Raw genomic sequence first — 25,310 nt, forward strand, 5'->3', positions numbered from 1 at the left:
GGGATCTGCTCTAGTAAGGACGAGTGGAGCCCAGTGCAAAGGCTGGGCTGGGTCTTGCTGCTGAATCTTGTTGGGCGGTGAGGCTTCTTAAGCCGTAGGGATCTTCTGAAGCAGAGGATCGAGCGCCTTCATAACCCTGCCGAGCACATCGGCCTGGCGGTCGGCGTAGCCGGCGGCGGTCGCGGCCAATGCGTCGCGACGGCCGGTATCTGCCAACAGGGTTGCCAGGGTCTTCTGCAACTCACCCTCGTCAGCGACCTGACACAAGGCGCCGGCGGCCTGCATCCCCTCCGCCATCTGACTGAAATTTGTGGTGTGCGGCCCGGTCAGAACCGCGCAGTCCAGTTTTGCCGGTTCCAGCAGATTATGCCCGCCCGTCGGCACCAGAGAACCGCCGACGAAAACGATGTTCGCCAGATGGTACCACAGGCCCATTTCGCCCATGGTGTCGGCGAGATAGATATCCGTATCGCCGGTGATGGCCTCACCCCGGCTGCGCTGCGCGACGGTTAATTGCTTCGCTTCCAAGATCTCGCGGATCGCCTCCGCCCGATTGGGATGACGCGGTACGATCAAGGTCAGCAGGCTCGGGTGCAGGGCGGTCAGCATCCGGTGGACCTGCGCGACAATTTCGTCCTCCCCGGAGTGGGTCGAGGCCGCGAGCCAGAGCGGTCGTCCGGCGATCTCGGCACGAAGCCTTTCAAGTGCGGCAGGATCGGCGGACAATGGCGGTGCGGCCGCCTTCAGATCGCCGGCGCAAAGGGTATCCCCAGCGCCGAGGTCGCGAAGATGCGCCTGATCCTGGGGCGAACGGGCCATGACCAGACTGAAATGCCCGAGAAGTTCTGCGATCAGCGGGCGGACCCTGCGCCAGGAACGGTAGGAGGCTGGAGAGACACGGCCGTTGAGCAGTACGAGTTCGGTGCCGGCCTGCGAAGCGGAGCGGATCAGGTTGGGCCAGAATTCCGACTCGACCATTATCCCCAGCGCCGGCCGCCAGTGATCTAGGAAGCCGGCGACAGCCCCTGGCAGGTCAACCGGTACGTATTGATGGATCACCCCGGCGGGTAGGCGCTCGGCCATCAACTTGGCGGAGGTCACGGTGCCGCTGGTCATGAGCAGGGAAAGAGCGGGCTGCTCGCGCTGCAGGCGTTCGATCAGGGGCAGCAGCGATACCGTCTCGCCGACACTGGCGGCATGCAGCCAGACAAGCGGGCCTTCGGGGCGCGCCAGCTTGGTCCTGCCCAGGCGCTCTTCGATGCGAAAGGGGTCTTCCCGGCCCCGTGTCAGGCGGCGGCGCAGATAGGTGCGGACCAGGGGAGCACCGATCCCGGTCAGCAGGCGATAGCCGGCGAAAACCGTGCGGGCGACAGTAGAGCCCAGGCCGCCTGCATCCCTACCTCTGTCGGCTTTACCCTGATCGCTACGTTCTGCCTCCGGCGGCATTGCCACTGCTCTGTACTCCGTCGCTGCTCAGGTATTGGCGGATTTGGCGAAGCTTGCCGCCAGACCTTCATCTACACTGAAGGATGGGACCCAACCAAGCGCCTTGCAAACCGCATCGTTGTCGATGGTGAGGGAGGTCGTCAGTGCTTCGACCGCAGCTGGGCGCCCTAGCAACTGCCCGGCCAGGACCAGAAGGCCGACCGGGAATGGCATCAGGCGGGCCTTTCGGCCGGATGCGCCAGCGATACGCCGCACCAGATCGGGGGTCGAGAGGTCGGTTCCGTCCGACAACGCGAGCGGTGCCTCAGGCACCTTTTCCACTGTGAGGGCAGCCTGAACCGCCTCTGTCAGGTTGCCGATGTAGAGCAGGCTGCGGCGGTTGTGGATGCTGGCCAGGGGCAGAGGCAGTCCTTTGGCGATCAGGCTCTCAAGACGTCTGATGTTGCCGGGGGCGCCCGGCCCGTAGATCAAGGGCGGGCGCAGGACGACCAACTCCGTCGCTGTGCCGCCAGTAGCTGCCGCAAGCGCGATCTCTGCCTCGCGCTTGCTCGTCTGGTAGGGGCTCGCCGTATCGGGGCCGGTTTCGGCAAGCATGGCGCCGATGGAACTGATGAAGACGATGCGGGCAACGCCGGCTGCGGCGGCCTGGCGTGCCAAGTTTGCGCTGGCTTCGACGTTCACCCGGCGGAAGGCGACAAGAGGGTCCGCTGCCTCCTCGCGCAGGATATGGGCCCTTGCGGCGCAATGGACCACGGCATCGACGCCTTCCAGACCGGCCGTCCAGTCGGTTGTCCCGTCTATGGGGCCGCTGACCAGCCTCTCGACTCCCTCCGGCAGAACAGCCGCGCTGCGCCGTACGCTGCCGCGCAGGGTCCAGCCCCGTGCGATCAGGTGGCGGCAGACAGCCGTGCCGACGAAGCCGTTTGCCCCGGTTACGAGAGCCCGGCGCACAGCCCTAGAAGACAAGGCGTTTCAGCACGGCGCGCGCGCCGTAGTGCGCCATGCACCAGGCGGCATGGATCAGGTTCAGCTTTTCGACGCCCCGGTAGACTGACCAGGTCCAGGCGGCCGAGCGTTTTGGTTTGCTGGAGAGCGAGCCTTTTACCACGCGATATCGGGCGAGGTCCTGTTGCAGGCCACGGGCGAGAAAACCGCGCTTGAGGATCGATAGCCAGAGAATGAAATCGTCGCGCCGGACCTCGGTCATGCGGATCGGCCCGGTCTTCTGGGTATCGACCATGCCTGTCAGTGTGGCGATGGCGGTGTTCTTCAACAGCTGGGCGTAGGTCAGGCTGTCGGGAATGGAGAACAGGCGGCCGAGCTGTCTGCCGTCTTCGTTGATGCGGCGAAAGGCGGTATAGGACACGGCGCAGTCCCATTGCTTCATGAATGCGACCTGGCGCTCCAGCTTTTCCTGCAGCCAGAGATCGTCGCTGTCGAGAAAGGCGATGAAGCGGCCCTGGGCCTGCTCCAGTGCCGCATTGCGCGCGCGGCCTACACCACCGTTCTCGGTCAGGCGTAGAAGTTTGATCCTGAGGTCTTTCTCGGCGGCGGCCTGGACGATTGCGGCCGTGCTGTCGCTGGAAGCATCGTCGGCAACCAGCATCTCCCAGTCGGTCAGGCTTTGTCGCTGGACCGACGCGATGGTCTCGGCGATGAAGGCCTCGGCGTTGAAGGCTGCGGTGATCACCGAAACCAGCGGGCGCGTGCCCGGTGCGAATCCTGCAGGCTTCTCGCTCACGCCACCTCTCCGGCAATTGCCCGTCTGATGGCGCACCGTAGTACGATCAAAAACAGTCCATATAGGGTGAGGCCAAGAGCTGTCTGATCGATCGGCAGTTCCGGCGGCCCGGGCTCTATCAGCATCTTTCAGGCTGGTGTCGCAAAAGTATGGTCCGTTCGATCTTTCACGGTAGCAGTGACCCGGGTCTGAGAAATCGAATGCAGTCTGCGAAGATGACAAAGGCGTTGATAATTCTACCAATCGGAAGCCGGGTAGCCGCCACCAGTCTGACGGCAACCGGGAACACCAAGATTGCTATCTCGATCTTCGCGGTTTTACCGGTCTTGGGCAAGTCGATTGACCTGTTTTTCGCGTTGTCCGGGTTCTGAAACCGAGTGTTTGAACTGTGATTGGCAGGGCGATGACCTACGGCATAGCTGCCGGGCGACGTTGAAGTCCTCGGCGGCTTGAAAGCCGAGCGTCCCGCCGCGGTAGCGGGCTTTTTTGGCTCTGAAGGGGCTCCCTGCGTCGGTGACGAGCGAGGCCGGCAGAAAGAACTAAGTCAGCAGATCCCAACTCAGCGGTGTTCCGCGCTTTATGGCGTTTTTTGCCGGTTTGCCTAAGAAGTCTCTCAGGTGCTTGGGCGGCAGGCCGTGGCCGGGTCGAATAGCGCGCAGGTTCTTTTCGGTGAAGGGCTGACCAGCGGCGATGTCCTCGACCACATAGAGCGAGCGGCGGAAGGCGGCATTGCCCAGTTCGCTCGGCTTGCGGGCGTAGCCGGCCTGGCCCAGGGCCGCCCAGGTCGTACGGCAGGTCTCACAGAGCTGCTGCAGTTCCTGCGGTTCAAGTGAAAAGGCGGCATCGGGGCCGCCGTCGGCGCGGTGCAGGGTGAAGTGTTTCTCGATGACATGGGCGCCCAGGGCGACGGCGGCGATGGGAACCTCCGGCCCCAGGGTGTGGTCCGACAGGCCGGAGACCGCGCCGAAGCGTTTGGTCAGGTCGGACAGGGTGCGAAGATTGACCTCTTCCGGGGGCGTCGGGTAGCCGCTGATGCAGTGCAGCAGCACGATCTCTCCGGAGCCGTGGGCCCTAGCGGTTTCCATGGCCTCGTCGATTTCGTCGAGATTGGCCATGCCGGTCGAAATGATCATCGGTTTGCCGGTCTTCGCCACCTTCTCGATCAACGGCAGGTCGGTGACTTCGAAGGAGGCGATCTTGTAAGCCGGCGCACCGAGGCCTTCGAGAAAGTCGACCGCCGTTGCATCGAAGGGGCTGCTGAACACGGCGAGGCCGAGTTCTCCTCCTTTGGCGAAGATCGCCTCGTGCCACTCCCAGGGCGTGTGTGCCCATTCATACAGCTCATAGAGGGTTTTTCCGTCCCACAAACCGCCTTCGATACGAAAGTCTTGACCATCGTGATCGATGGTCATGGTGTCGGCGGTATAGGTTTGCAGCTTTACGGCATCGGCGCCGGCCGAGGCGGCGGCCTCGACCAGTGCCAGGGCGCGCTCCAACTCGCCGTTATGGTTGCCCGACAATTCCGCGATGATATAGGGCGGCTGCCCGGGGCCGATCTGGCGGCCAGCAATGTCGATCATCTTCTCAAAGATCCTGGTGACTTTGCATTGTAGCGGCGTTTCAGGGGTAGTTATACAACAGTCCCCCGGCGCCGGGTCCGTATTGGGCACGTTGGAACAAGGCGACAGAGGCTTCGTTTTCCGGCAGGACCTCGGCGACGATCACTGCCTTCTGCTGCCAGCGGCGGGCAAACCGCAACGCCTCCTCGGCGACACGCTGACCGCGATGCTCCGGCGAAATCAGGATCGAGACCTCAAACGCCGGCGTTTGCGGTGCTGCTGCTGGTGCCGCGACCGGGTCGAGGCGTAGAACGCCTGCTGGTTTCCTGTTCAGAGTGATCATTGTCAGCAGGCATTCAGGGTCGGCAAGGCGCGCGGTGAACCATTGGTGGTGCTCTTTAGCGCTGGGGACCTGTGGGTTACGGGCGAAGCGGCGGCTTGTCGGGTGCCTCTGCCACTCCAGGATCAGGCCTTCGTCATTGGCCGTGGCCAGGCGCAAGGCCACAGGCCTGCCGTTTTTGGCCTGTCCTGGGGGCACAAGCTCAAGGCCCAGGCGGTCACAGCCGCGTCCGTCGCAGATCCTGGCCGCTTTGGCAGCCATATCCGACAGCGCATCACCGTCGTCAGCGAGGTCGCGCAGTGCGCCCGCGATCCGATCGGCCAGCGCATCGCGTGGTCCGGAGATCACGCGGGCGGCGCCTGTCGTGGCAATCCTTTCGGCGATCAGGCGCTGATTCTCCGCGACCACCAACATCAGGCTCGGCAGGCCGAGACAGCAACGTTCCCAGGTCGAGGTGCCGGCGGCTCCAATGGCCAAATCAGCCCGGGCCATCAGCTCCGGCATGTTGGCCACATCGACATGCAGCCGCACTTCCTTACCCATGGTCTCGATCTGCGCGCTTACAGCCGACCGATGCGGCGCAGCCGCCCCGAGCACCACATCGACGGCCAGGGGAAGGCCGCTTTCGGCGATGGCCTGGAGCGCGACGAGGCTATGGTTGTCGGGATCGGTGGCGCCGATGCTGACGAGAATGCGATTCAGTCTGCCGGCGCCGGTTCTGCGCGCGAGGCTGGTTTGACGATTGCCGGCGAAAGCCGGTCGCAAAAGCGCGTAGTCACAGCCGGTGAGCAACCGGGTTCCCGGCGGCACGAGCCCGGCGTAATCATCTGATGCGCGGCCCGGTGTTTGGTCGAGAAGAACATCGCAATCGTGCGGGCGGTCGGCCAGGTCGTCGATCACCAGGATATTCTTTGCCCAGCCCCGGCATCCTGCTTCCCAACCCGCATCGCGTTCGTAGTGGTCGACGATGAGCCAGTCGGCGCCGTCAGGCCAGTTTTTCCGGATGTTCTCTGCCTCGGCAGCCATAATGCTGTCCAACACCAGGATGTCTTCGCCGGCGAGAGCCGGGATAATCTCCAATGCTGTTGCATTGACGGCGAAACCGCACTGCCAGCCTAGTTTTTCAAGGGATTTCGCGAGAGTCAGACATCGCATGACATGACCACCGCCCAGGGCGGCAGAGGCGTCGGCGCGAAAGACGGTTCGCATCCTAGGGACTCTCATTTCCGGCCGCTGCGGCCCGCTCGGCGGCCATGGCGAGATGGATCTCGGCCTCGCGGAAGTCTTCCTCATTGTCGATGTCGAATGACCGCTCCCGCGGCATTACATAGCCGACCAACGGTTGAGCTAGGTAACTTCCGGCCGTGCGAAACGCCTTCACGTCCAGAACGTGAACGGCTCCGTTGGGGCGAAAAACCTTCGGTAGGGTCTTGGTCGGCTGTTCGAGATATTGTTGAAACATCGGCGTCAGGCCGGCCCCGGCATCCATCTGAAAAGCTGCAAAGGGCGTATGGGAAAATTCGGCAACGCTCATTACAAAAGGTCGGTCTCGCTCAGTGAAAAGCTCATAGGCTCCGCGAACATCTTCAGCGGACCTAAAGGGGCAGGTGGGCAGTAGAATGACGATCGTTTCATAGGTGTCGCCGGCGTCCTCCAACGCTTCCAAAGCGTGCAGAGCGACATCGTCGGCCTCGGCGGGGTCGCGGGCCAATTCCGGCGGTCGCATAAAGGGAACGTCGATACCAAGGGCCCGCGCCTGGTCGGCGATGGCCTCGTCCTCGGTGGAGAGCACCAGGCGATCGATGACGCCACTGTCCCAAGCCGCTTCGGCGGCCCAGGCGATCAGGGATTTGCCGCCCAGGTTACGGACGTTTTTCCTGGCCAGCCGCGTGGAGCCGCCTTTGGCGGGAATGAAGCCGAGTGTTGAGTTCTTTGCCAAAATGAGCTCCTGGTGCCGTAACGGACTCGGTCGTTATGGCTTCTCGAAAAGCCACCAGATTGTGTTGTCGCTGTTGTCCATTGGCTTCCATAGAAAGCCGTAGTCGCGAACCCGCAGATCGGGATGGCGTTCCAGGTAGTAGCTGCCGAAGTCGCGCTTGAAGAGGTGCCCTTCCATGCCGCGGTACTCGATCTCTACCGGGTTCGGCGAGAAGTACTCGATACAGGCGATGTAGCGACTGGAAACCCGCACGATCTCGTCGACCACGGAGGCGAGGTTGGGCGGTGCGACATGGATTAGTACACCGCAGGTAAAGACAAGGTCGATGCTGTTGTCTTCGAAGGGCAATTCTCCGCCATGTCCGTTGCGGATGTCGGCTGCGCTGAGTGCCGGATTGCTGCGTGCTATTTCGCAAACCTGCGCATTGGGCTCGACGCCATGCAACTCCGGCAGATAGCCGCTGAGGGCGATCAGGTTCCGGCCGGTGTTGCAACCGACCTCCAGTGCGCTCTGCGGCGCCGGGGAGATCGCCGTTTTCAGGATGCGGCCCCAATAACGCCGCGTCGCCCGAAGGTTCTCCTCGGAGATCCGGTTGCCGCTGCGCTCGGCATATTCATAGCCGAAGTCCGAAGACCAGAGTTCAACCTGTCTGTTCGTCATGGCCTCTATCCTTCAAACACTCTCAACACACTATGCTGTATCAACAATGAAGCCCTATGTACGCAGCGCCGCTTGTCGTGGTGCCCGCGGCGGGCGGGTATGATAGCGAGCTACGTGGAAAGCCCTCGTTTCCGTCAAACGTTCAGGCAGTCGTGCAGCGCGTCAACGACCCGTTCCACATCATCCGTCTCCATTCCGGGGAAAAGCGGAAGGGAGAGCGTGCGCGCGTAATAGCTTTCGGCGCCCGGCAGGCTGATCGTACCGTACCGTTCTTGATAGTAAGGCTGCAGGTGAACGGGAATGTAGTGTACCTGTGTCCCGATACCTTGTGCCGTCAGTTGTTGCATGAGGGCAGCGCGGCTGATGCCCGCGGCTTCAAAGTCGATCAGGACGGCGTAGAGATGCCAGGCAGGCTCGCAGTTCTGCGACCGGGTGATCGGGCGTACCAGGGGCGCGAAGTCTGAGAGCAGGCGGTCATAGTGTTCGGCCAATGCCCGGCGCTTGGTGACGAAGCGCGTCAGTTTTTTGATCTGACTGAGGCCGAGCGCACATTGGATGTCGGTCACCCGGTAATTCAGTCCCATCTCCGGCATCTCATAATACCAGGGATTGATCTTGCCTTGCTCATCGTAGGCAAGCGCCGTATTGCGTAATTGCTCCGGGTCGCGAGTCATGCCGTGCGAGCGAAATCGGGCCAGGCGCTCAGCCAGCTCTCTGCTGTTCGTCGTGACCGCGCCGCCTTCACCCATGACGATGGTTTTCACGGGGTGAAACGAGAAGGTGGTCATCTCCGTCAGCCGTCCGTCGCCGATCGGTTTTGCGGCGTCGTTACCCTTAAGATAGCGGCTGCCAATGGCATGAGCGGCGTCATCGATTATGGCGAGATCCTGCGCCTTGGCGAGGGCGCTTATCTTGGCAAGATCGGTGCACTGTCCGGCCAGGTGTACCGGCATGACCGCTTTCACCGGCCCGTCGGCGCGGGCCAGTGCATCAGTCAGGTGTTCGTTGTCCATCAAGCCGCTGTGCGGACAGCAGTCGGCGAAAACGACCTCGGCGCCGGTCAGGCGCACGGCGTTGGCGGTCGCCAGAAAGGTTACGCTGGGCACGATGGCACGGTCGCCGGGTCCAAGGTCCAGAGCAAGGGCCGCAAGGTGAAGCGCCGCCGTTCCGTTCGCGCAGGCAATGGCGTAGCGGGCCTCTGTAACTTCGCAGATCGCGGCCTCGAATGCCGCTACGGCGGGGCCGGTGGTCAGCCAGTCGCCACGCAGAACGGCTGTGACGGCCGCGATATCGTCTTCTTCGATAAGCTGCCGGCCGTAGGGAAGGAAGGACATCGCTGGGTGGGTTACTTCTCGCATTCCGCGATCATTTTAGTCAGCCGCTCGGCGCAGAGCCAGTCGCCGTTGATGTTGCTGGCAAAGCGAAAACCGGCCTCAACGGGTTTGGCGCCCGAGTTCGGGAATTGTTGATGCAACTGCTCCCAGAACTCCGGAAGGATCATATAGCGGTCCGGCAACTCATAAGTGCTGCGGGCATCGTCTTCGGTGATCAGGACCTCGTGGATCTTCTCGCCCGGTCGGATCCCGACGACTCGGTGTGGCAGGTCGGGCGCCATGAAACGAGCGAGTTCGGTAACCTTCATGCTGGGAATCTTGGGCACGAAAATCTCGCCGCCTTTCATCAAGGCGAGGCAGGAAAGAACGAAGTCCACGCCTTGCTGCAGGGTAATCCAGAAACGGGTCATTTCCGCGTCAGTAATAGGCAGGCTGTCACAGTCCTCTTTGATCAGCTTGCGAAAGAAGGGAACGACACTGCCCCGCGATCCAAGGACGTTGCCATAACGCACCACCGAAAACCGGGTGCCGATGGAGCCGCTCAGATTGTTGGCCGCAACAAAGATCTTGTCTGAAGCCAGCTTGCTGGCGCCGTAGAGATTGACCGGACTGGCGGCCTTGTCGGTGGAGAGGGCGATGACCTGTTGGACGCCGCAGCTCAGTGACGCCCGCACCACGTTCTCAGCGCCGATAACATTCGTTTGTATGCATTCGAAGGGATTGTACTCGGCCGCCGTAACATGTTTCAGGGCCGCGGCATGGACGACCACATCAACCTCGCGCAGTGCCAACTCAAGGCGGCTGGCATCGCGGACATCGCCAATGAAATAGCGAATTGCGGGGTACTGTTCCTTTGGGAACGCCTGACCCATTTCGTACTGTTTCAGTTCGTCGCGCGAGAAGACGATCACCCGGCGCGGCTTATAGCGCTCCAGGGCCGTGCGGACGAACCTTTGTCCGAATGAGCCCGTGCCGCCTGTTATCAGGACCGATTTTCCGTCCAGGTTCAGGCACTCGGCCTCTGAGAATCTGTCTTCTTCCGACTTCATAGTCTGTCGGTTATGCGCCGAATTCCTTAACAAATAGTATGAATCATGAATTAACCGGTAAGGAGACAAGCTTATGCGGCTGATTTTCCGCTGGTTGACAGGGCGATCAAGGTCGACAGCGTTGGTTAACGGCGGAATCGCTGATCAATTCCCGTCGTGCCGCCTGACTGCCTATCTGGATGACTGGCCTGCTCAAACAAGTATTGGACACCAGACCTTCCGGCACGACGGAACTCAGGGCCCTGGTACCACAGCACCCAGCGGTGCCTGGACCTGAACCTTGCGGCCGAGCAGGTCGAGCAACAGGATGACCCTCTCCTGATCCGCCATCTTCTCGAAAAAACCAAAACAGTCGGCCAGAGCGCCCGAAACAATTCGTAAGGCTTCGCCTTTCTGAAAGGTGGGCGCCTGCAGTTGGATAAGCCCGTCATCGCCCTCTCGCGCCCGGATTGCCTCGACGACGCCTTCAGCAACGGCCGAGGGGCGCTCACCATTGCAGATCAATTGACTCACGCCCAGGGTCCCATTGATCGAGCGCCAGGGCGCTTTCTCAAGGTCCAACTGGACGAAGATATAGCCGGGAAAAAGGGGGGCCTTGACCAGATCACGGCGACGCGCGTGGCGCCTTTCGCGCCAGTAGCGGGGCAGATAGGGCTCGAAACCTTGGCGCGCCAGATTCAGGCGCGCCGTTTCCTCGGCGCGAACCAAGGTTTGTGCGACATACCAGTGTTTCATGGCAGCTTATCTGCGTTGACTGGCTGCTTGCGCCTGGAAAGACGCAGAAGGCTTGGGAAGAAGACTTTCTCCACGCCAAATTGGCCGATCATACGCTCGTAAGCGCCCTGTGGATCCTTCATGTCGGTGATCACCAGGATCTCGCCGGGGGAGAGTTTCGTCAGGCTGCGCACCACCGGCGTGCCGGCCAGTCGCTGGCGATTCGTGCTCTCGTCCAGGACTGCAGAGACTTCCAATCCACAATCCAGTGCCGCCAGTATGGCAATCTCGCAGAGGTCCCCGGCGCCGACGAAGGTAATACACTGGCAGCCCTGGGATTTGCTGTGTTGAAACAGATCGGAGCAGTCTTCGCGTGCAAGGCGGAAGAAACCGAGCGAGCGAGTCAGGAATTTCGCCGTGAGACGGGCCTTTTCGCTGAAACCCTTAGCGGTAAGATAATAGGCATAGCGGCGGGCCGGCGCTTTTCGGGTCTTGACCAAACCCTTGCTGATGCAGCGCTTCAGATAGATGTTCGTCAGGCCCAATGCGATGCCCAATTCCGCCGACAAGCCGCGTTGGGTTACACGCGCTTCGGATTCGATAGCGTCGAGCATCATGCGGGTCGAATCGGCTTCATGGTCAGATTTTATCGGCATTTGCGCTTGCGCAGGCAAGATGTCCTCCGAGTCGCGAGGATGAAGCTGACGCCCCATTACCTTCGGAGCCTCTGTCTAGGCCTCTCCCCTGTGTTCTGTCAAGTGTTCACGATATGAACAAAATCAAGAATGGATAAGTAATTTCATTGATTTGCGGGTTTCTTAAGGCTATGTCCAGTGCAGGCGAGGAAAACTCCAATGGGCAATACAAGAATCGCCGGAAAGGCGCCGGAAGCAAAACGCTATGTGGTCTTTGACCTTGAGGCGACCTGCTGGCCGCGTGGGCGTGAGGAGGCGCCGTCGGAAATCATCGAAATCGGGGCGGTGTGCTTTGGAATGCCTGGCTCTCAGCCGGTTGGCGGGGATGAATTCCAGACCTTTGTGCGGCCCTTCATGGCGCCCCGGCTGTCCGAGTTCTGTACCGAGCTGACCACAATCCGGCAGGCCGATGTCGATGGTGCCCCGGCTTTTCCCAAGGCGATAGCGGATTTCCATCGCTGGGCTGCCGGCGGCGGCGGTTACATCCTTGCCGCCTGGGGGAACTACGACGGCGCCCAGATCGCCCGGGATTGCGGTAAACACGGGATCGACAACCCCTTTGAGCTTGTGCCTTATGTGAATGTGAAGGTTGCCTTTGCAAAGCACCTGAAACTGCGTCGTTCCATGGGTTTGGACAACGCTCTTAAAAAGGTCGGTCTGCGGCAGGAAGGCACGGCCCATCGGGCTATCGATGATGCGCGCTCCGTGGTTCGCATTCTGCAGACGGGCGTGGCGCAGGCGCTGTGAAGTGAGGTATCCAGGTTTGCCGGGCGACAGTGCTGCCCGGCGTGTTTTGTGCCGGACAGAGGTTCTTGCCGGGTCGATCGGCAAAGAATGCCTCGGCGGTTGTAGAACCAAGGCTTTTTCCTGTTTTCCGCAGGTCATGAGAGTTGCTGGGCAGATGCTGGGCAGATCACTGCATGATTATATTTGAGAGGAAATCTTGACCGCAATCCTGCCAGAACAGCCAAGCATTGCTGTTGTCGGCCTCGGCTATGTCGGGTTGCCGTTGGCAGTCGCGCTCAGTGAGTACTTCAGTGTTGTCGCTTTTGACAAGGCCCCCCAGCGGGTCGAGGAGCTTCGGGCCGGAAACGACCGAACCCGTGAAGTGACGCAAGAGACCCTGGCGGGTGCCACGCTCCATCTAACGTCCGAGGCGGCAGATATCTCTGCCTGCGACGTTTACATCGTAACGGTTCCGACCCCGGTGGACCGTGAAAACCGGCCCGACCTGGGCGCGGTGATTTCAGCCAGCCGCGCCGTCGGCGCCGTCCTGCGGCCCGGCGGTGTGGTGGTCTATGAGTCGACGGTCTATCCCGGCGTAACCGAAGAGGTTTGTGGCCCGATCCTGGCGGAGGCCTCCGGCTTGACGGCAGGTCGGGATTTTTTCCTCGGCTATTCCCCGGAGCGCATCAATCCCGGCGACCGCCGTCACGGCCTTCGCCAGATCGTGAAGGTGGTTGCCGGGCAGACGCCGGAAGTGACCGACTATCTGGCGGAGATTTATGGCCGCGTGACCGAGGCAGGCGTATTCCGGGCGGCCGATATCAAGACGGCCGAGGCCGCCAAGGTGATCGAGAACGCTCAGCGTGACATCAACATTGCCTTCGTGAACGAGGTGACCAAGATCTTCAACCGCATGGATCTCTCGATCTATGACGTTCTCGAAGCGGCGCGGACCAAGTGGAACTTTCTCGATTTTCGCCCGGGCATGGTGGGGGGGCACTGTATCGGCGTGGACCCTTACTACCTCGCCCATTGCAGCGAGGCGCTGGGACTGCATCCCCAGGTTATCCTAGCCGGCCGGCGGACCAACGATTCGATGGGTACCTACTTCGCCGGCATGGTCGCTGAAGCACTGCGCGGCAGGCAGAGCCGGCGGGTGCTGGTGCTGGGCCTGACCTTCAAGGAAAATGTGCCGGACCTTCGCAACAGCAAGGCCGCCGATCTGATTTCGGCATTGCGGCAACGTGGTTACGACGTTTCGACCCATGATCCCCTTGCCGACCCGCAGGAAGCGCTGGATGATTTCGGTCTTGAGATCCTGCCGAGCCTTGATGGCCAGGACCCTTTTGACTGCGTTGTCGGTGCCGTGGCGCACGACGCCTATCGCGATTTCGCCTCCGGGGACTTTGCGTCTTTGCTCGTACCCGATGGACTGGCCTTCGATCTCAGGAACATGTGGGACGATGCCGTGATGCCGCCGGGCAGGCAGCGCCGCTCTATATGAGTGATGCAGTCGGGGTTGGCGCGACCGAAAGGCCGATCCTGTCATCTTAACGTTCAGGCTTTTGATCAAGAGGATAATTATGTCGATTATCGTGACCGGAGTGGCCGGTTTTATCGGGTCCCAGGTGGCCGCCCAGCTTATCGGACGGGGCCATGCGGTGATCGGCCTCGACAACCTGAACGACTATTACGATCCGGTGCTGAAGCAGGCCCGGCTTGACCGCCTGTCCGGTCACAACGGTTTCACTTTTCGCAAGCTCGATGTATCCGACCAGCAGCAGATCGCGAGTCTTGCGACCGAGTTTCCCGACGTGACCGAAATCGTACACCTGGCGGCGCAGGCTGGTGTGCGTTACTCGCTGGAGAACCCCTTCGCCTACGTTCAGACCAATGTCATGGGGCATCTCTGCATGATGGAGCTGGGGCGGCGACTCGGTAAGCTGCGTCACTTCGTCTACGCCTCTTCTTCCTCCGTTTACGGCGGGAATACGGAACTGCCCTTTTCGGTTGATCAGCGGGTGGACCGTCCGGTTTCGCTCTATGCGGCGACCAAGCGCGCTGACGAACTGATGACCCACTGCTATGCCCATCTCTTTGGCATGCCGAGCACCGGCCTCCGCTTTTTCACGGTCTACGGCCCCTGGGGCCGGCCGGATATGTCGGCCTTCATCTTCACCAAGGCGATCCTGGAGGGGCGCCCGATCCGCATCTTCAATCATGGCGACATGCAGCGCGACTTCACCTACATCGACGATATCGTCGCCGGTGTCCTGGCGGTCATCGACCATCCGCCGCAGGCAGGTGCGGGCGGTCCGCCAAATCGCGTCTATAATCTTGGCAATCACAAGTCCGAACCGCTGCTGCGTTTCGTCGAACTGATAGAAGAGGCCTGTGGTCGCCCGGCAATCCGCGAATTTGAGGATATGCAGCCCGGCGACGTGCGGGAGACCTATGCGGACATCGAACCGGCGCGGCGCGATCTGGGTTTCGAACCACGGGTATCCATCGACGAGGGAATTCCCCGCTTCGTTGAATGGTATCGCGGATACTACGGGGCTTAATATATTGTTTTATAAAGAATATTTTGAGTGAATCGGGCAGGCGCCAAAACTCTGTGACAAGCGTTGGGCTTGCATAAATCCCAGGGTTGTTCCTTGATTCGCTCAGGTAAAGACGTTAAGTCCTTTCGCACCTGCAGCATTTTTTGCCGAGGAATTTTGCCACTATGGATCGACTGGACGAACTGGAAGCGCAATCCGTCTTTATTTTGCGCGAGGCCTACAACCGGATCGAGCCACTTGCCATGCTTTGGTCGCTCGGCAAGGACTCCAATGTCATGCTCTGGCTGGCGCGTAAGGCCTTCTTCGGCCATGTGCCCTTTCCCGTGATGCATGTCGATACTGGTAAGAAATTCAAAGAGATGTACGAGTTCCGCGACCGCTACGCCAAGGAGTGGAAGCTCGATTTTCTGCGCGAGGAATGCCCTTCCATCGATACGGTCGATGCCAGCCTGCCGCCGGCGGCCCGCTCCGCTGCGCGAAAGACCGAGGGGCTGCGCCAGGCCATCGCCAAGCACGAACTGAAGGCGGTGATCGCCGGAATTCGCCGCGACGAGCAGGCGACCCGCGCGAAGGAAAGGGTCTTCAGCCCGCGCGATGAGACCGGTCAGTGGGACTTTCGCGACCAGCCGCCTGAGTTCTGGGACCAGTACAAGACGGATTTTCCGCCGGGTGCGCATATCAGGATCCATCCACTGCTGCATTGGACCGAACTGGATATCTGGCTGTACACTCGTCGTGAGGGAATTCCGATCGTGCCGCTGTATCTGGCCCGGGACGGCAAGCGATACCGTTCTCTCGGCGATCAGGATATCACCAACCCGGTCGACTCGGATGCCGACACGATTGATGACATCATTGCCGAACTGCAGACAACCAACACGGCCGAACGTGCGGGGCGCGCCATGGATCATGAGCGCGAGGACGCTTTCGAGCGTCTGCGCGCCACCGGTTACATGTGATCGGGAGAGCTGCCATGACCCAAGACACGAAACAGGACAGCACCACCTTGTCTGACGACGCCACGCAGAGCGATGCCCTGCCGGAGGCCCAGGCCGCCGAGCGGTCGCTGCACCATATCGTCATTGTCGGCCATGTCGATCACGGCAAGTCGTCTCTGATCGGCCGCCTGCTGCACGATACGAATTCCCTGCCGCCGGGCAAGGTCGAGGAACTGGAAGCGATCTCCGCGCGCCGCGGCATGGAGATCGAATGGTCTTTCGTGCTGGATGCCTTCCAGGCGGAACGCGATCAGGCGGTCACCATCGATACGACTCAGATCTGGTTCAATACGGCGCTGCGCGACTATGTGATCATCGATGCGCCGGGCCATCGGGAGTTTCTCAAGAACATGGTCAGCGGCGCGGCCAGCGCCGATGCGGCGATCATGGTCGTCGATGCTGAGGAGGGGGTGCGCGAGCAATCGCGGCGCCATGCCTATCTTTTGCATCTGCTGGGTGTGCGGCAGATCGCCGTGGTCATCAACAAAATGGATCTGGTCGATTTCAGCCAGGCCCGTTTCGACGAGGTTTCCAGGCAGATAACCGAGTACCTGCAGTCCATCGGCGCCGCCCCGATGGTCATCGTGCCGATCTCGGCGCGCGGGGGCGACAACATCGCCAGCCGTTCGGACAGGAGTCCCTGGTACGACGGGCCGACGGTGATCTCCGCTTTGGATGGATTCCACGGACATCCCGGGATCGGTTCGCAGCCGCTGCGCTTGCCCATTCAGGACGTCTACAAGTTCGATGCCAGGCGTATTCTGGCCGGGCGCATTGAATCCGGTTCGCTCACCATCGGTGACACGCTGCTGTTCTCACCGTCGAACAAGACGGCGCGGATCCGCTCCATCGAAGCCTGGCCTGACAACAACGCGCCGGAGACCGCCGCTGCCGGAGAGTCGGTCGGGATCACCCTGGACGAGCAGTTGTTTGTCGAGCGCGGCGAACTCGTCAGCCATGTCGAGAACCCGCCGAAGCTCAGTACCCTTTTTCACGCCCGGCTTTTCTGGCTCGGCCACAATCCGCTGAAGGTGGGCGCGCGCTATAAACTGAAGCTTCTGACCCAGGAAGCCGAGGTGACCGTAAAGTCGATTGAGCGCATCATCGATACCCAGACCCTGGAGAACAGCGATGGCGACTCGGTCGAGCGCAATGCCGTTGCCGAGGTAACGCTGCACAGCCGCATGGTTCTGGGTCTCGACGACTATGGCGATCTGCCCCGGACCGGCCGCTTCGTCCTGATTGAGGACTACGACACCGTTGGCGGCGGCGTTATTTCCATGGAAGGGCTGCCGGACCAACGACAGGCGATCACGGTGAAATCGACGAACGTGATCTCGGTGGAGCACCGCCTGGCCGCAGAGGCGCGGGCGGCGCGCAACGGCCACTACGGCGGCGTGCTGTGGTTTACCGGTCTCTCCGGTGCCGGCAAGTCGACGCTGGCCATGGAAGTCGAACAGCGGCTTTTCGCCAAGGGCTATCATGTCTATGTGCTGGACGGCGACAATGTGCGCCGTGGCCTCAATGCCAACCTCGGTTTTTCACCGGAGGACCGGACTGAAAACATTCGCCGGGTCGGCGAGGCCGCGTCTCTCTTTGCGGATTCCGGGATTATCTGCATCACCGCCTTTATCTCACCCTACCGGGTCGACCGTGACCGTGCCCGGGCTTCGGCCTCCGGGCACTTCCACGAGATCTATATCAAGGCGGATGTGGAGACCTGTGAACAGCGCGATCCCAAAGGCCTCTACAAGAAGGCGCGCGCGGGCGAGATCCGTCAGTTCACCGGGATATCGGCGCCCTATGAACCGCCGGAGTCCGCGGACCTGGTGGTCGACACAAGTCAGCATGACGTCGCCGATTCGGTCGCGCAGATCATCCGCTACATTGAGCAGACCTTTACACTCAAGAAAGGCGAGGACGCCGGGTCGTAGAGTCAGGCGGCCGTTTTGCGATTGTGATCCGGGTGCCGCCCAACCACGATCAGCACTACCGCCGCACCGCCGATCATCGCCAGCCAGTGGCTCTGCCAGATGCCGTAGGCGGTGGAGGCGATTGCCAGCACCGTTATGACCATTGCAGTGGCGCAGGCGCGTGCCGGGGTCGGCATGTCGTCGATTCTTCGCCCCAGCACAAACAGCAGCGACAAAGTGAACAGGCTGCCAATGGCGCCGAGTTCCAGAATTATCTGCAACGGCGCATTATGGGGGTGTGAGGGAACGACCTTGCGCCCGGCGCGGAAAGGCTCGCTGTTTCCCGCCGGGACCAGGGCGGACGAGTCGAACCCCCAGCCGGCGATCGGACGTTCGAAAATGCGGTCGGCGACGAAATCCCAGATATGCACCCGGTAGCGTGCCGTGCTGGGCAGGTAGTCGGCCTGATCCAACTGAGCCTGCTTCATCAGCTTGGCGATGCCCGGGCTGGCGATCAAAGCGCCGGCGATGGCGACGGCCAGGATCAGCCGGCCGGCGCCACGACCAATGCTCGCCAGGATCGCCGTCGGCAGTCCAGCGATGAGCGCCAGCGCCGCTGCGGAGGACTGGGACAGCAAGGTGACGATGAGGGCGGCCGGCGGTAGCCCTGAAGCCAGGAGCCGTTTGCGCCCCTGCCAGGCCAACAAGGTAACGGGCCACACCAGCACCGCTGCGGCGGTGATCCCGCGGTTGAGCCGGGAGTAATCCGCATAGTCGCTGACGGCCGGACCCTGCAGCAGGGTGAAGATGGGAAATCCGAAGGTGAACTCGGCCAGGATTATGGCCAGTGACAGGCCGAACCCCAGCGCAATACCGATCCGAGGGCCGCGTCTTTGCGGCTCCTCGAGCAGTTTTGCCAAGCCGCCCAGATAGATCAAGGCCAGCAGCAGCAGCCCGACCCTGAGTGCCAGAACCGCGGCCGAGGCCGAATGGGGGGCCCAGGACGAGGCGACAAGGCACCAGAGGATCAGTCCACCGGTGGCAAGGGTGACGCCCCGGTCCATGACGCGCCAGGGCAGGGCTTTTGCCCCCAACAGCAGCCCGCCGATCACGGTCGTGACCAGGACCAGCGGCACCACCGCCTTAGGCGCGAGCAGGCCGAGCAGCGGTAGCAACAAGGCAAAAGCAGACAGCACCTGGCCAAAGCGGTCCAGGCGGCTCCTTTTGCCGATAAGGGGTTCGAGCAGGGCGGTCACAGAGGCCTTTTAGTGGATTGAGGCCGTCGTGAAAACCATGTGACGCAGGAAAAGCCGGCAAACGTCAAGGCAGCCACAGCAAAGACCGCTGACAATGGCCGTTAGACCTAAGGTGCCGCCTGGGCGGCGCGTTCTTCGGCCTCGCGCCTGACTTCCTGGCGCCGGGTTACCAGAGAGGCGATCAGCACCCCGCTTGCGACCAGACCGACCAGGATGGTGCAGACGGCGTTGATCTCCGGCGTCACGCCAAGGCGCACCTGGCTGTAGATCTTCATCGGCAGGGTGGTCGCGCCGGGACCGGTGGTGAAGCTGGCGATCACAAGATCATCCAGGGAGAGGGTGAAGGACAGCAGCCAGCCGGCGACCACCGCAGGGGCGATGACCGGCAGGGTGATCTGCAGGAAGGTCCGGCCGGGGGTACAGCCAAGGTCCATGGCGGCTTCCTCGATCGAGCGGTCGAAGCTGACCAGACGCGACTGCACGACGACCGCTACGTAGCACATGGAAAAGGTGATATGGGCGATGGTGACGGTGACAAAGCCGCGGTCCAGGGAGATGGCCACGAACATCAGCAGCAGCGATAGCCCGGTAATCACCTCGGGCATGACCAGCGGGGCGTAGATCATGCCGGAGAAAAGGGTGCGGCCGCGAAATGGCCCGAAGCGCGTCATGATCAGGCCCGCCAGGGTTCCCAGGACCGTTGCAAAGGTGGAGGCGACGAAGGCGACCTTGACGGTGACCCAGGCGGCGTTCATCAGCGATTCGTTGCGCAGCATCTCTCCGTACCACTTGGTCGAGAAGCCGGCCCAGACCGTCACCAGTTTCGATTCGTTGAAGCTGTAGATCACCAGCAGGGCGATCGGCAGGTAGAGAAACAGGAAACCGATAACCAGGGAAGACGTGTTGAACCAGCTGAGGCCTTGTTTCATGTTCCTAGCCCTCCGCCCTGGTGCTGCGTTCCTGCATGCGCTGGAACAGGACAATGGGCAGGACCAGCACCAGCAACAGGATCACGGCGACCGCCGAAGACAGCGGCCAGTCGCGGTTGTTGAAGAACTCTGACCAGAGTGTCTTGCCGATCATCAGGGTCTGCGAACCGCCGAGCAGGTCCGGGATCACGAACTCACCGAGAGCCGGGATGAAGACCAGGAAGCAGCCGGCAACAATGCCCGGCAGTGACAGCGGCACGGTGATGACCCAGAACGCCTTGATCGGCCGGCACCCCAGATCCGCCGCCGCTTCCAGCAGGCCGAGGTCCATCTTCTCGAGGTTCGCATAGAGCGGCAGGATCATGAAGGGCAGGTAGGAATAGACGATGCCGATGAAGACGGCGATGTCGGTGTTGAGGATCGTCAGGGGCTCTGAGATGAGGCCCAACTGCGTGAGCGCCAGGTTCAGCAGCCCTTCTTTCTTCAGAATTCCGATCCAGGCATAGACGCGGATGAGGAAAGAGGTCCAGAACGGCAGGATCACCATCATCAGGAGGGCAAAGCGCCAGCGCTTCGGGGCGCGGATCATGCCATAGGCGATGGGATAGCCGATCAGCAGCGCCAAGATGGTGGAGATCAGGGAGATGCGCAGCGAGGAGACGTAGGACTTCCAATAAAGGCTGTCCTCCATCAGGAAGAGGTAGTTCTCCAGGCTGGCCTGGATGGCGATGAAGCCGTCCTCGATGAAGACGAAGAGCGGCGTATAGGGCGGTTGGGCGACAATGACCTCCGCCAGGCTGATTTTCAGGACGATCAGGAAGGGCGCAAGGAAGAACGCCAGCAGCCAGAGGTAAGGTATGGCGATGACCAGACTGCGCCCGGAAAAGCCCATCTCCACCAGCAACAGGACGAAAAGCCTGTAAGGCGCGAACAGCAGCAATCGCGCATGAAGGCCTGTGAAAAATCCGCTGGAGGCGCTGCCGCCGCCGAGATAGGCGATCTTCTCGCCGGGGGCGGGGTCTTGTGAGGGTTCCGGCATGGCGGCCTCGCTCAGTTCAGCAGAACGACGGCGGCGTCCGGCGCCCAGGTCAGATAGACCCGGTCTTCCCAGGTGATCGGGCGCTCGATCAGCCGTGCCATGTTGGCCTGGGTTGCCGTCACCATTTTTCCGTTGTCCAGCTTCACATGATAGATCGACAGGTTGCCGAGGTAGCCGATATCCCAGACCTCACCGGCCAGGCAGTTCACCCAGGTACTGCTGGGCGTGCTGGCGGGGGCTTCCAATGAGATGCTCAGCTTCTCGGGCCTGACGGCGATCCAGACCTGCCGGCCGACCGGCTCGTCTGCGCTGGGGCCTGTCTGGATTGCACAGCCGGCCTCGCTGCTCTGGATCATAAGGTGATCGCCCTCGCGGCTGTCCACCCGGCCTTCCAAAATGTTCACCTCACCGATGAAGTCGGCGACGTAGCGTGAATTCGGGTACTCATAGAGCTCCGCCGGGGTCGACACCTGCACGATCTTGCCGTGATCCATCACCGCGATGCGGCTGGAAACCGTCATTGCCTCTTCCTGATCGTGGGTCACGATCACGAAGGTGATGCCGGTTTCTTCCTGGATGTTCATCAACTCGAACTGGGTCTGGGTGCGCAGGTTTTTGTCGAGTGCCCCCAGCGGCTCGTCAAGCAGCAGCATCTTGGGTTTCTTGACCAGCGAGCGCGCCAAAGCCACCCGCTGACGCTGGCCGCCGGACAGTTGGTGCGGCTTTCGTTTGGCAAAGGCGTTCAGCTGCACCATCTCAATCACTTCGGCGACGCGCCGCTCGATCTCGGGTTTCGGCACGCCGTCCTGTTTCAGGCCGAAGGCGATGTTCTTCTCGACGTTCATGTGCGGGAACAGCGCATAGGACTGGAACATCATGTTGACTGGCCGTTCATAAGGCGGAACGCCGGACATGTCCTCGCCCTCCAGCAGGATCTGCCCGCTGCTCGGCAGCTCGAAACCCGCCAGCATGCGCAGCAGCGTTGTCTTGCCGCAGCCCGAAGGGCCGAGCAGGGAGAAGAATTCCTTCCGATAGATATCGAGCGATATGTCGTCGACCGCGACAAAGTCCCCGAAGCGCTTGGTCAGATTGGCAATTTGTACATGGGGCCGTTCGCTTGGGTCGTTCCAAGGTTCCCAGCGTTTGCGTGTCGCCGAAGCGCCGCTACTGCGCGCCGCCGTTCCGGTTGCTCCGGTATCGCTCATTGAATCCCCCCGCCGCTATCGTTGACCGCTCCCGCCCGAACCAAAAACGGCCCCGCCTGCCAGGGGACGGGGCCGTTCAGTCGGGTTACTGACCGCTCTTCACCTTGGTCCAGAGCCGGGTGACCACCCGCTGCACCTTCGGGGCATAGGGTGTGGTGGTGTAAAGCGTCGCCAGCGCTTCGGGCGTGGGGTAGATCGCCGGGTCGTCGATCACGTCTTCTTCCAGAAACTGCTGAGAGGCCTCGTTGCCGTTGGCGTAGTAGACGTAGTTCGACGCCTTGGCCATGATCTCCGGCCTCATGATGTAGTTCAGGAAGGCATGGGCTTCCTCGACATGCGGCGCGTCCGAGGGAATTGCCATCTGGTCGAACCACATCAGGGCGCCTTCGTTCGGGGCGACGTAGTTGATGATCACACCGTTATCGGCTTCCGCGGCCCGGTCGCGGGCCTGCAGCACGTCGCCGGACCAGCCGATCGCCATGCAGATGTCGCCGTTTGCCAGAGCGTTGATGTATTCCGACGAATGAAACTTCTGGACATAGGGGCGGATCGCCAGCAGGGCGGCCTCGGCTTTGCGGATGACGTCCGGGTCCTGGCTGTCCGGGTCCTCGCCGATATAGTTCAAAGCTGCCGGGATCAGTTCGACCGGCGCATCGAGTACGTGAATGCCGCAGTCGGCGAATTTGGAGGCCACCTCAGGATCGAAGAGCATGCGCCATGAATCAACCGGTGCGTCCGGCATGCGCTCCAGGATCTGCTTTTCATTGTAGCCGATCCCGGTGGTGCCCCACATGTAGTTGATGGAGTAGGCGTTGCCCGGGTCGTACTTGGCTGTGCGGTCCAGCACTACGCCCCACATGTTGGACAGGTTGGGCAGTTTGCCGGTGTCCAGCTTCTGGAACACGCCGGCCTGGACCTGGCGCGACAGGAAAGTTCCGCTGGGGACCACCACGTCGTAGCCGGTACCGCCGGCCAGCAGTTTGGTCTCCAGCACTTCGTTGGAATCGAAGACGTCATAGACGACCTTGATCCCGGTCTCCTTCTCGAAATCCTTCAGGATCGACTCGTCGATATAGTCGGACCAGTTGAAAACGTTAACGACCTTGTCCTGGGCCGCGGCCGGGCCCAAAGATAGCGCCAAAGCGGCCACAGCGAGGGCCGGCGCAAGAAGCGGCAATTTTTTCATGATGATTTCCCTGTTTCAGTGACTTCATGTCGGCGCTAAGGACGCCTTTATTGGGTCTGTTCTGACCAACCTGACTCTGATATCAAGCCGCTCTGCGGCGCTTGTCAATGCTTCATCGCAGTTGCGAAGGCTTGTTCGGGTACGGCCCCCGAGCGCCGGCTTTGGGGCGCTGGAATCGGTCCAAAAGGGGCCCCTGGCCTGTGGATGTCACTTCGCTGTCAGAGCTTTGCCCTAACTTCGCCGTCTTTACGGGCGAAAGATCGGTGTTGAGGGTTGAAGTCCAAAGGCGATAACTTAACCATTATGGGTAGGAGGACGATCTCGCCGCGATCCGCTGAAAGGTCCGGACCGCTGGTGTTTAAGCTGTATTCGGGTGCCTGTCGGGGGCCGGACCAAATTTGTCACACCGTACAGGAACCTTTACATATTAAGCACTTGGCGGCCATTTCCCGGTTCTCAAGCGTCAGGATTCGCGCGGCGTCTCTCCAGCGCCGTCGCCTTAGGGTTTCGTTAATAATTTGCGGTTCACGATTGACAGGTTTCCGGTCGGACCGGAGCAAGCGAAGATCAGGATAATGATAATGAGACTCCGAAATGGGGTCCTGGGGATGGCATTGCTGGGTCTTTCAGCGTGTGCGGAACTGGGTATTCAGTTTCCGTTGATGCGTGAGCCGGCACCGGAAGTAGGTCCTGCGCCCGTGGATGAGGCGCTGAGCGATGTTGGCCGTTTTCCGGTGGAAGCTGAGGAAGAGAAGGTGGTGGAGCTGAAGCCTCCGCCGCCGATTCCAAAGCGTAAACCGGAAGTGACCCAAGCGGCGATCGATGCGACCCGGGACCCGCAGGCCGATCCGGACTCCTTGGTCGGGCTCGATTTCGAGCGGACCTCGGCGTTGCTGGGCGATCCTGCGCTGTTGATCGAGGAACCGCCTGCCAAGATTTGGGCATACAATGGCAGCAATTGTGTTCTCCACATATTTTTCTATCCGAAGGTCGGCGGAAGCGACTTTCGGGTGCTTACTTACAAGGTCAAGGGTGGGGCTGAGGGCGAAACCGACGGTGAGACCGTGCCGGACGACTTTGCCCGCCTTTGTTTGAGCGAGCTGCTGGCTCAGGCCGAAGCCGAGCGGGGGGAGCCGGGTAACGACCCTGTCCCGCCGGCGGACGGGGCGGCCGGAGGCAGCTAGCGAAGCGAGGAGCGAGGAGCAGGCAACAGTAAAGGGGGCGCCCAAGGCGCGAGAAATATGATGGCTGTGCAGCCGGTCGTGACAGAGACCACATTCAATCGTGTATTCATCGTCGATGACGATGATCTTTTTCGAGAGTCCCTCGGACTCAATCTTGCGGAGGAAGGCTACGAAGTCGTCGACTTCGCCAACGGCGAGAGCGCGCTGGAGTTCATGATGTCCGGCGAGGAGGCCGAGGCCGTCCTGCTGGATTGGCGCATGCCGGGGTTAGACGGGCTGGCGGTGCTTCGGCGCATGCGCGAGTGCCGTATCCAGACGCCGGTGATCTTCCTTACCGTGCTGAGCGATGAGATCTATGAGGAAGCGGCCCTGAAGTGGGGGGCCGTGGACTTTATCGACAAGTCGCGCCGTCTGCCGATCATCTTGCAGCGGCTGAAGCTGATCACCGAGGGAGTGAAACCCTCTGCCGACAGCTCAGGCCAGACGCCCGCTGTGATCCGCAACGGCCCCCTGGAGCTGAAGACCGACATCTCAAGGGCTTTCTGGGATGACAAGCAGATCGACCTGACCCTGACCGAGTTCGCCATTGTGCTGTTCTTGGTCACCCAGCAGGGCGGCGACGTGTCCTATCGCCAGATCTACGACATCGTGCGCGGCAAGGATTTCGTTGCGGGCTATGGTCCGGACGGCTATCGCGCCAATGTGCGGTCGTTCATCAAGCGTATCCGCAAGAAATTCCGCGATGTCGACGATTCCTTCGACGGGATCGAAAACTATCCGGGTTTCGGCTATCGCTGGCGCGATCAGGCCGGCAAGGGCGGAGGCGCCTAGGT

23 protein-coding genes are annotated in these 25,310 nt (G+C 61.3%); 7 read left to right on the plus strand and 16 right to left on the minus strand.

Going from position 1 to position 25,310, the window contains the following annotated elements; translation table 11 throughout:
• Positions 1 to 87: 87 nt before the first annotated feature.
• The 11 genes from HBA54_RS10510 to HBA54_RS10560 all read right to left on the minus strand — a co-directional run bounded on the left by HBA54_RS10510 (position 88) and on the right by HBA54_RS10560 (position 11,456).
• Positions 88 to 1,446 carry a 3-deoxy-D-manno-octulosonic acid transferase gene (locus tag HBA54_RS10510; protein WP_167224582.1) on the minus strand — a complete coding sequence of 453 codons (1,359 nt, stop codon included), beginning with the start codon at positions 1,444 to 1,446 and terminating at the stop codon, positions 88 to 90.
• A gap of 27 nt (positions 1,447 to 1,473) precedes the next feature.
• A complete protein-coding gene (locus HBA54_RS10515) occupies positions 1,474 to 2,412 on the minus strand; it encodes an NAD-dependent epimerase/dehydratase family protein (protein WP_167224221.1) in 939 nt (312 codons plus the stop codon).
• Positions 2,402 to 3,187 (minus strand): glycosyltransferase family 2 protein, encoded by a 786-nt coding sequence (locus HBA54_RS10520; RefSeq protein ID WP_167224223.1) that lies wholly within the window; start codon positions 3,185 to 3,187, stop codon positions 2,402 to 2,404. The genes HBA54_RS10515 and HBA54_RS10520 overlap by 11 nt, the downstream gene beginning before the upstream one ends.
• Positions 3,188 to 3,726: 539 nt before the next feature.
• Positions 3,727 to 4,767, minus strand: coding sequence for a pseudaminic acid synthase (gene pseI / locus HBA54_RS10525; RefSeq protein WP_205944559.1), 1,041 nt, complete (start codon positions 4,765 to 4,767; stop codon positions 3,727 to 3,729).
• Between the two features lie 40 nt (positions 4,768 to 4,807).
• Positions 4,808 to 6,295, minus strand: a complete 1,488-nt coding sequence (pseG, locus tag HBA54_RS10530; protein WP_167224226.1) for a UDP-2,4-diacetamido-2,4,6-trideoxy-beta-L-altropyranose hydrolase — start codon at positions 6,293 to 6,295, stop codon at positions 4,808 to 4,810.
• Between the two features lies 1 nt (position 6,296).
• Positions 6,297 to 7,025: an acylneuraminate cytidylyltransferase family protein gene (locus tag HBA54_RS10535; RefSeq protein WP_167224228.1), complete on the minus strand. Its 729-nt coding sequence runs from the start codon at positions 7,023 to 7,025 to the stop codon at positions 6,297 to 6,299.
• 33 nt (positions 7,026 to 7,058) lie between these two features.
• Positions 7,059 to 7,685, minus strand: a complete 627-nt coding sequence (locus tag HBA54_RS10540; RefSeq protein WP_167224230.1) for a pseudaminic acid biosynthesis-associated methylase — start codon at positions 7,683 to 7,685, stop codon at positions 7,059 to 7,061.
• 134 nt (positions 7,686 to 7,819) lie between these two features.
• A complete protein-coding gene (gene pseC, locus HBA54_RS10545) occupies positions 7,820 to 9,043 on the minus strand; it encodes a UDP-4-amino-4,6-dideoxy-N-acetyl-beta-L-altrosamine transaminase (protein WP_167224232.1) in 1,224 nt (407 codons plus the stop codon).
• The gene (gene pseB, locus HBA54_RS10550; RefSeq protein WP_167224234.1) at positions 9,031 to 10,068 is read right to left on the minus strand and encodes a UDP-N-acetylglucosamine 4,6-dehydratase (inverting); all 1,038 of its coding nucleotides are present in this window, start codon (positions 10,066 to 10,068) and stop codon (positions 9,031 to 9,033) included. Before pseB ends, pseC begins: the two co-directional genes overlap by 13 nt.
• Before the next feature lie 234 nt (positions 10,069 to 10,302).
• On the minus strand, positions 10,303 to 10,803 hold the full coding sequence (gene nusG / locus HBA54_RS10555; RefSeq protein ID WP_167224236.1) for a transcription termination/antitermination protein NusG: 501 nt from the start codon (positions 10,801 to 10,803) through the stop codon (positions 10,303 to 10,305).
• Positions 10,800 to 11,456: a winged helix-turn-helix transcriptional regulator gene (locus HBA54_RS10560; RefSeq protein ID WP_167224238.1), complete on the minus strand. Its 657-nt coding sequence runs from the start codon at positions 11,454 to 11,456 to the stop codon at positions 10,800 to 10,802. The genes nusG and HBA54_RS10560 overlap by 4 nt, the downstream gene beginning before the upstream one ends.
• A gap of 180 nt (positions 11,457 to 11,636) precedes the next feature.
• Here HBA54_RS10560 and HBA54_RS10565 point away from each other — a divergent pair, with 180 nt between their 5' ends.
• From HBA54_RS10565 to cysC, 5 genes are all read left to right on the plus strand, one after another.
• Positions 11,637 to 12,224 (plus strand): 3'-5' exonuclease, encoded by a 588-nt coding sequence (locus tag HBA54_RS10565; RefSeq protein WP_167224240.1) that lies wholly within the window; start codon positions 11,637 to 11,639, stop codon positions 12,222 to 12,224.
• Between the two features lie 196 nt (positions 12,225 to 12,420).
• A complete protein-coding gene (locus HBA54_RS10570; RefSeq protein ID WP_240932612.1) occupies positions 12,421 to 13,707 on the plus strand; it encodes a nucleotide sugar dehydrogenase in 1,287 nt (428 codons plus the stop codon).
• 79 nt (positions 13,708 to 13,786) lie between these two features.
• Positions 13,787 to 14,767, plus strand: a complete 981-nt coding sequence (locus HBA54_RS10575; protein ID WP_167224241.1) for an NAD-dependent epimerase/dehydratase family protein — start codon at positions 13,787 to 13,789, stop codon at positions 14,765 to 14,767.
• A 164-nt stretch (positions 14,768 to 14,931) separates the two neighbouring features.
• On the plus strand, positions 14,932 to 15,726 hold the full coding sequence (gene cysD, locus HBA54_RS10580) for a sulfate adenylyltransferase subunit CysD (protein WP_167224243.1): 795 nt from the start codon (positions 14,932 to 14,934) through the stop codon (positions 15,724 to 15,726).
• 14 nt (positions 15,727 to 15,740) lie between these two features.
• Positions 15,741 to 17,699, plus strand: a complete 1,959-nt coding sequence (gene cysC, locus HBA54_RS10585) for an adenylyl-sulfate kinase (RefSeq protein WP_167224245.1) — start codon at positions 15,741 to 15,743, stop codon at positions 17,697 to 17,699.
• Between the two features lie 2 nt (positions 17,700 to 17,701).
• Here cysC and HBA54_RS10590 read toward each other — a convergent pair whose 3' ends face one another.
• The 5 genes from HBA54_RS10590 to HBA54_RS10610 form a co-directional block, all read right to left on the minus strand.
• A complete protein-coding gene (locus tag HBA54_RS10590) occupies positions 17,702 to 18,934 on the minus strand; it encodes an O-antigen ligase family protein (protein WP_167224247.1) in 1,233 nt (410 codons plus the stop codon).
• A gap of 107 nt (positions 18,935 to 19,041) precedes the next feature.
• A complete protein-coding gene (locus HBA54_RS10595) occupies positions 19,042 to 19,863 on the minus strand; it encodes an ABC transporter permease subunit (protein ID WP_167224249.1) in 822 nt (273 codons plus the stop codon).
• Positions 19,864 to 19,867: 4 nt separating this feature from the next.
• The gene (locus HBA54_RS10600) at positions 19,868 to 20,755 is read right to left on the minus strand and encodes an ABC transporter permease subunit (RefSeq protein ID WP_167224588.1); all 888 of its coding nucleotides are present in this window, start codon (positions 20,753 to 20,755) and stop codon (positions 19,868 to 19,870) included.
• Between the two features lie 158 nt (positions 20,756 to 20,913).
• Complete coding sequence (locus tag HBA54_RS10605) at positions 20,914 to 22,107, minus strand: ABC transporter ATP-binding protein (protein ID WP_167224250.1); 1,194 nt, start codon at positions 22,105 to 22,107, stop codon at positions 20,914 to 20,916.
• 85 nt (positions 22,108 to 22,192) lie between these two features.
• Entirely contained in the window at positions 22,193 to 23,293 is a 1,101-nt protein-coding gene (locus HBA54_RS10610; protein WP_167224252.1) for a polyamine ABC transporter substrate-binding protein, read from the minus strand.
• Positions 23,294 to 23,874: 581 nt separating this feature from the next.
• Here HBA54_RS10610 and HBA54_RS10615 point away from each other — a divergent pair.
• The gene (locus tag HBA54_RS10615) at positions 23,875 to 24,477 is read left to right on the plus strand and encodes a hypothetical protein (RefSeq protein WP_167224254.1); all 603 of its coding nucleotides are present in this window, start codon (positions 23,875 to 23,877) and stop codon (positions 24,475 to 24,477) included.
• Between the two features lie 57 nt (positions 24,478 to 24,534).
• Positions 24,535 to 25,308 carry a response regulator transcription factor gene (locus tag HBA54_RS10620; protein WP_240932613.1) on the plus strand — a complete coding sequence of 258 codons (774 nt, stop codon included), beginning with the start codon at positions 24,535 to 24,537 and terminating at the stop codon, positions 25,306 to 25,308.
• Positions 25,309 to 25,310: the final 2 nt, after the last annotated feature.

The sequence above is a fragment of the Pelagibius litoralis genome, assembly GCF_011683915.1.
Classification (GTDB): Bacteria; Pseudomonadota; Alphaproteobacteria; order Kiloniellales; family Kiloniellaceae; genus Pelagibius; species Pelagibius litoralis.